The organism is Variovorax sp. N23, assembly GCF_025486315.1.
Classification (GTDB): domain Bacteria; phylum Pseudomonadota; class Gammaproteobacteria; order Burkholderiales; family Burkholderiaceae_C; genus Variovorax.
This window is the reverse complement of record NZ_JAOOPY010000031.1, coordinates 1-6,765: the sequence shown is the minus strand read 5'-3', so window position 1 is coordinate 6,765 and position 6,765 is coordinate 1. Positions and strand designations below refer to the sequence as shown.

Annotated in this window: 4 protein-coding genes; 1 reads left to right on the top strand and 3 read right to left on the bottom strand. The window is 66.3% G+C overall.

The annotated features are described in order from the left end of the window. Positions 1-221 precede the first annotated feature (221 nt). The 3 genes from N8A90_RS25280 to N8A90_RS25270 all read right to left on the bottom strand — a co-directional run bounded on the left by N8A90_RS25280 (position 222) and on the right by N8A90_RS25270 (position 5,879). Complete coding sequence (locus tag N8A90_RS25280; RefSeq protein WP_316044044.1) at positions 222-3,080, bottom strand: autotransporter outer membrane beta-barrel domain-containing protein; 2,859 nt, start codon at positions 3,078-3,080, stop codon at positions 222-224. Between the two features lie 76 nt (positions 3,081-3,156). Continuing rightward, positions 3,157-3,891, bottom strand: coding sequence for a response regulator transcription factor (locus N8A90_RS25275; protein ID WP_262078042.1), 735 nt, complete (start codon positions 3,889-3,891; stop codon positions 3,157-3,159). Continuing rightward, a complete protein-coding gene (locus N8A90_RS25270; RefSeq protein WP_262078041.1) occupies positions 3,888-5,879 on the bottom strand; it encodes a sensor histidine kinase in 1,992 nt (663 codons plus the stop codon). Before N8A90_RS25270 ends, N8A90_RS25275 begins: the two co-directional genes overlap by 4 nt. Before the next feature lie 261 nt (positions 5,880-6,140). Between N8A90_RS25270 and rpiB the strand changes: the two genes are divergently transcribed. Then, entirely contained in the window at positions 6,141-6,590 is a 450-nt protein-coding gene (gene rpiB / locus N8A90_RS25265; protein WP_316044043.1) for a ribose 5-phosphate isomerase B, read from the top strand. Positions 6,591-6,765 lie beyond the last annotated feature (175 nt).

The following is a 6,765-nucleotide window of genomic DNA, read 5'->3' as shown; positions in this document are numbered from 1 at the left end:
CCGCTGGCTTCAAATCCGTTCGTGCCCGCCAACGGCTACTGGATGGCCTGCGAAGCTAGCGGTGGCCCTCGCAACGCAATGCTCGGCTACTGGAGCGCCGAAAGCGTTTCCACACAGCCTCGGCCAAGACCGGACCTTCCCGTGGGTCGCCCAATCGAGCCGCCTCAAGGCACGTCTTGGAGCAGCCCAGACCGCGCGACCGCCCGTGATCGGCAACGGGTCTACCAGCGCACCTTCATCCCGACACTGGCGTTGATCCCACTGCTGGCGCGTGCGCCACCGCCCGAGGCCCAGAGCTTGCCGAGTTCGCCGTAGAGGCTGGTGATATTCGACAGTGCCAGCGTCGCGCCCGCGGCCAACTCCGTGCTGGTGCCGCCGGTGCTGGTGGCGATGTCGGCGAAGCCGCCCGGGCCGATGAAGCGCGAGACGTCGGTGCCCTTACTGCTGCTGTAGACGTTCAGCCGGCCGTAGGGCTGCAGCACACCGGCGGCGGTAGTCATGTCGCCCTTCAGGCGCAGGCCGACGCGTGCGATCCAGCCGTTGTAGTTGTTCTGCTGCACCGTGGCGCTGGCGATGGCGACATCGTCGAGATCGACCTGCTGGTGCATCAACTGCAGCTGCGGTTCGAGAGCCCAGCCCGGAGCGATCTGGAAGCTTTGCCCAACCTCGACCGAGGCGAGCAGGCTGTCGCCCTTGCCATGGCTCGCCAGCGCGAGCTGCGGAGACACGTCGTAGCGGTGGCGACCGCCCTGCAGCACCGTGTCGGCATAGAAGCCGCCTCCGTTGCGCCAGGTCGCGTAAGCGCCGAAGTACTGGCTGCGCAGGTCGTTGCTGCCCACCGCGAGGTTGGCGACGCCGCGCGCGAAGCCGGTAACGCTCATGTTGCCGTCGAGCTGGCCGACGTAGACGCCCGTGTGCCAGTTTGGATTGACCCACAGGTCGGTCCCGGCCTGGAAGCCGTTCAGGCGGCCTTCGCTGTTCGGGCTCACGGCACCCGTCTGGCTCACGGTGCGGTCGGTGCTGATGATGCGTCCCCAGGCCTGGCGCTGCGCACCGGCGCCCGACTCATCGCCCACACGCTGGTGCAGGTTGCTGAGCATCACGAAGTTGCCCTGGCGCAGTTGCTCGGGCAACGCGGCGAACTGCGGAACTTCGGGCCGGTAGGTCGGCACTGGGACGGTGAGGGGCGGGGTTCCCGGGACGGCAGGGGCCACAGCGCCCGTCGCCGAACGCAGATACCAGTTTTCGCCGGTGCCATCGACGTCGGCCGCGTAGAGGCGGTATTCAAAGGCGCCGGCATCGATGCGCCCGCCCGCGAGGCTGAAGGCGTCCTTCGCGGTCTGCGCCGTGGTGGTGGCACCGTTCAGCGCGCTCACGACCTCGATGCCGTTGCCCGTAGTCATCGCGCCCAGGACCCCTTGATTGCCGACCTGCACCGTGGCGCGACCGCTGGCCGTAGCCGTTGCGCCGTTGAGCACCAGCCGGTCCGAGACGACGCCCCCGCTGCCCGACGCAAGGGCCACGTTCAGCGTACCGCCTTGTCCGACCCAGGGACCGTTCACTGTCAGGGTTGTGCGGGCCGTGCCGCCCGGCAACGACACGGTGCCGCCGTTGGTCATCGCCGCGATGGTCTGATTGTGACCGGCGAGGTCAAGCACCGCGCCCGCGGCCACCGTGTGCGCCGAGGCCGCGCTGAAGGTGTTGGCGGTGCCCGCGCGCACGGTGCCTGCAGCGACGTTCGTGGCACCCGTGTAGACGTTGGCACCGCTCAAGGTCAACTCGCCGACGCCCTCCTTGGTCAAGAAGCCGGTGCCGCTGATGACGCCGGACAGCGTTTCGTTGAACGCGCCGGTGTCGATCACCGGGTCCTGCGTGCCCGTGAGCCGGATGTTGTTGGCGAGGGTCAAGCCGTCGGTGACGAAGCCGAGGATAGTGCCGTCGCCCATGGCCAACTCGCCCGTGCCCAGGGCCTGATTGTGCCCGACGTTGAGGCGACCGCTCTTGAGCTGCGTGCCGCCGCTGTAGCTGCTGGCACCGCGCAGCGTAGCCTCGCCGCCTTCGACGACGAGCGCGCCGGTGCCGCTGACGGTGCCGGCAAAGTCGCTCTGCCCGGCCGCGAGGTGCAGGTTGCGCGCCCCCAACACGATCTGCCCGGCGCCGGTCAGGTTACGCAGGCTGCTGCCGCCGGGCGTGCCCATGGTGTCATAGCGCCCGTCGGCCGTGCCCGAGATGTCGAGCGTGCCGTTGACGTTCACGCGGCTGGAGTTCAGCAGGCTGGAGATACCGGTGAGAGCAAAGGTGCCCTCGCGGATGTCGGTGTAGCCGGTGTATTGCAGCATCGAGGTGCGATAACCGGGGTTGTCGGGTGCGCTGTACCAGCTGAACGTCCCCGCGCCGGTCTTGATGACGTTCCCGGTGCCGAAGACGCCGACGCTTTCGAGTCCCCGCATGACATTCGCCGCGTTGACCGGATCGAGCGTCAGCGTATGGTTTCCCAGGTAGATGCCTGAAGTCAGCCCACCGTTGATGGTCGGGAAAGTGAAGCCCCCTCCTGCCGTATTGCTTGCCCGGAAGGAGAGATCACCGAGAAGGTTGATTCTTGTGGGAAGAAGAATCTGAGTGGCGGAGTCCGACTGAATGCCAACGCCGTCAAGGCCGGCCAACGAGATCGGGGAACCGATCTGGCTGAAGCGGATCACCGCCGCGCCGCTCGTGATCCAAAGGGCACCGAGCGAAATGCCGCCCGTGTTGATCGAAGTCGCCGTGCCAGACACCACGCCGCGGTCGCCCAGGTCGGGGCGCACGCCCCCTACCCAATTCGACGCGGCGTTCATGGGCTGAATCACATTCAGGCCCTTGAAGACGATGTCAGCCGCGTTCGCGGTTCCGCTCATGAGGGCCACGGCCGCCACGGCCGCGACAACCAACCCGCGCGGGCTGCTTTTTCCGCCTTTGCGCGCCACCTCCGACACCGCAACCCAGGCGCCCAGCGCGCCATTCCACACCAACCGATAAGACCTGTTCACTGCAATCGACTCCACCTGGTTATGAAAAGCTCTCGAACGCATCGAGAAACACAAGTGACATCCAGATGCAGGCCCGGCGACTGTCAGCAATCAGGCGGATCGCGTCAACATCGGTTCCTTTCAGAAAGTGTCAGAAACTTTCATCGGGCTCCTTGCGGCCCGGGCGCACGAACTGGAATCCCTCGCCCCGCACCGTGTGCAGCGGGAGCGACAGGCCCGCCTGACCGGCCTTGCGACGTAGCCGGCTGGCGACCACGTCAAGCCGCTTGGGATCAAATTCCTGCGGGTTGCCGCCGATGCTCTCGATCAGTTGGTCGCGGCTTACGACGGCGCCTTCGGCCTGGAACAGCTGCGCCGTGAAAGCACGTTCGATGGTGGTGAGCTTCAACTGCCGGCCGGCCGGGTCGCACAGCAACCAGTCGCCTTCCTTCAGCAGCCAGCCCGGCGCTGCCGCGGGTGGATTCAACGGTGGCGCCACGGCGCGCACGCGGCTGCCGAGCATCCGGATCGTCGCCACCAACTCCTCGATGTGGATCGGCTTGACCATGTAGACGTCGGCGCCCTGCTGCAGCGCGTCGATGCGGTCTTGCACCGCGCCCCGGGCGCTGGCCATGACGACACCAAAGGGCCCCGAGGCGCGCAGCTGCGCGGCAATCGACAGGCCGTTCTCGCCCTCGAGTCCGATGTCGAGCACGGCAACGTCGCAGCGGGCAAGCGCGTGCGCCTTGTAGAAGGCCGGTGCGTCGGCCAGGCCCTGGACCTCGAAGCCGGCGCGGGCCAGATGCAGCACCATTTCCTCGCGCAAATCCTCATCGTCCTCCACCAGGTAGACGCGCAGAGGGAGGGTCGATTCGATGGTCATCATGGGTTAGCTTGCAAAGGAATTCGGAGGCGAAACGTCGAGCCCCGGGCATCGGAGCGCAGCAACTCGACGGCACCTCCATGCCTGCGCGCTATCTCATCGCACAGGAACAGTCCGAGGCCGGTGCCGCTCGCCTTGGTCGAGGTCGTTCCACGGAAGAAGCGTTCAAAGATGCGCGGCTGGTCCTCGGGCCGGATGCCTTCGCCGTGGTCCTCGACGTCGATGCAGGCCTCGCGGCCGAGGATCCGCAGCGTGATGCGCACTTCGCGCTCCGGCGGCGAGTACTTGATCGCGTTCTGCACCAGGTTGTGCAGCGCGATGTCGAGCAGGGCCGGGTCGCCGTACACCGGCGCCGCGCCGGCCTGTAGGTTCAGCGCCAGGCGCCCACGGTCGGCCGGACCAAGGGGCTCGATCAATCCTTCGATCAGCACGCACAGGTCGAGCGACTCGATACGCAGCTTGAGGCGATCGGCGTGCAAGCGCTCTTCGGCCAGGCAGTTGTCGACCAGCAGTGCCAGCCGGTGCACGGCGCGGCGGATCTTGACGGCGCGCGGCTGCGTCTCGACACCGGGCAGGCCGATCGACTGCGCGGCGGCATCGATCACCGCGAGTGGATTGCGGAATTCATGCGACACCAGCGCGACGAACTGCCGCTGCTGGCCCAGCGCCTTTCTTTCGGACTGCAGCGCCACCTGCAGGCTGGCTTCCGCGTCGCTGCGGCGTTCGACTTCATCGGCCAGCCGGGCATTGCTCGCGCCGAGTTCGTGCGTGCGCTGGGTGATTCTGGCTTCCAGCTCGCGCTCGACCCGCAGCGCATCGTCGAGGGCGCGGCGGCGCGCGTTTCGCACTTCGAGTTCGGCACGGCGCGTGCGATCGGCCACGATGATCGCCAGCAGCAGCATGTAGAACAGGCGCGCGGCGGCCCACGACGCACCCAGCGGGACGTCGGCACCCAACTGCATCCACCCGAGCCACTGCAGCCGGCCGAGCACGCTCGAGAACGACAGCGCCGACATCAGCGCCGCAGGCCAGACGTATTGGGGCTGGCGCTTGACGAACAGCAGCCAGCCCGCGAGGCCCATGGCGGCGGAAAGCGACAGTAGTTCCAGCATCGCGGTCCAGGGTTCGATCGCCGCGTAGTGGCCGGCCAGCGAGACCGCGCCGGCCAGCAGGTTGAAAACCGCGTAGGCCTTCGCCGTGCGGGCCGCCCAGGGCGCATGAACCCGGTAGTCGAAGAGACGCGCGGTGAACAGCGCGGTCGCGGCCTGCAGCAGGCATTGCAGGGCGCCGCGCAGGTTCAGGTCGCCCATCTGCTCGTCGATCGTCAGCGCAGGCACCGTTTGCCAGGCGTGCAGCAGCACCGCGACGAACATCACTAAGGCAAAGTGCAGGAACAGCGCATCGCGCAGCCAGCGCCAGAACACCAGGTTGATCATCATGAGCGCGAAGGCCACGCCCATGCTTGTGTTCAGATAGGTCGCCAGTTGGCGCTGCTGACGCTCGAAGCCGCGAGGCTGCCAGAGCGAGAAGCCGTCCGCGTGCGGCGTGTCGGCCAATCGCAGGTAGTAGCTGGCCCAGGGCTGCGGCTGCTGCAACTCGAAGAACAGGTCGGTGCTGACGAAGCGCCAACTGAGTGGAAACTGCCGCCCGACCTGAGCCGCCTGCGCGCGGCCCGGCGTCGTCGTCGGCTCATAGAGAGCCACCTCGCCGGGCCGGAGCGCCCGGATGCGCAACCACCAAAGCGAGGGCGCGTCCAGGGTCCGCGCGATCGAAAACCGGACCCAGCACACGGTGCCATTCGTGCATCCGAGCGGACCGGGGCCGGCCGGGACGAACGCCGCGTCATGCCGGCCCGCTAGCACGTCTTCGGTGCTCCATTGCGACTCGGTGTCGCGCAGGACTTCGACGCTGTTGCCGAGCCTGAAGGGCTCATCGATGCCATCGTGGGCAGTGACGGCCAGCACCGGCGGTGCGGCCATGAGCCAGAACATGAAAATCAGCGCGAATGGAATGCACCGTTCCCGGAAGCATGAAAAATTAGGAGAGATCGCGCGGATGAGAATGTCCCCAGCAGTTCGGAAGTTTCATGATTGTTACATTCCACTCCCATGCTGGCCTGGCCTGGCCTGGCCTGGCCTGGCCTGGCCTGGCGCTGGTGCGAATTCTCCGCGCAGCCGAACGACCTGGTTGGGCTCATAGTGCCGAGCGGACGACAGGCTACAGTCGGCCAGTAGCAAACATTGGTTTGCCTTATGAGAAACAACATGACGAAGCAATTAGGCGTCGCGTCTGACCATGCCGGCCTGGAGTTGAAACGCGCCCTCGTCGCGGAACTGCAAGGTCGCGGCATCGCTGTGCGAGATTTCGGAACTGACGCGAGCGCCTCTTGCGACTACCCCGATTTCGCACATGCAGTTGGCCGCGCCATTGAGTCCAACGAGATTGAGCGTGCGGTCCTTGTGTGTGGAACTGGCGTGGGAATGTCGATTGCTGCAAATCGGCACGCAGCCGTCCGCGCCGTCGTGTGCAGCGAGCCGCTGAGCGCACGTATGTCACGGCAGCACAACGATACCAATGTCCTTTGCCTCGGCGCGAGAGTCATCGGCGCGGGTACCGCAATCGACATAGCGGATGCCTTCCTTGACGGCGTGTTCGAAGGCGGACGGCACGCTTCTCGCGTCGCGAAAATAGAGTTGAGCTAGGTCTGCTTTGGGCCCGATGGCTTTGGTGCAGGTGTGGCAGGATGCGGCCGAGGCTGTGTGGAAACGCCTTCGGCACTCAAGTATGCCGACCACTCGCACTGAGAGGGCCTCGCGGAGCTCACAGGTCATCCCGTAGTCGTAGTCGCGGCTTTGACGAATTTGACGCGCAAGTGAT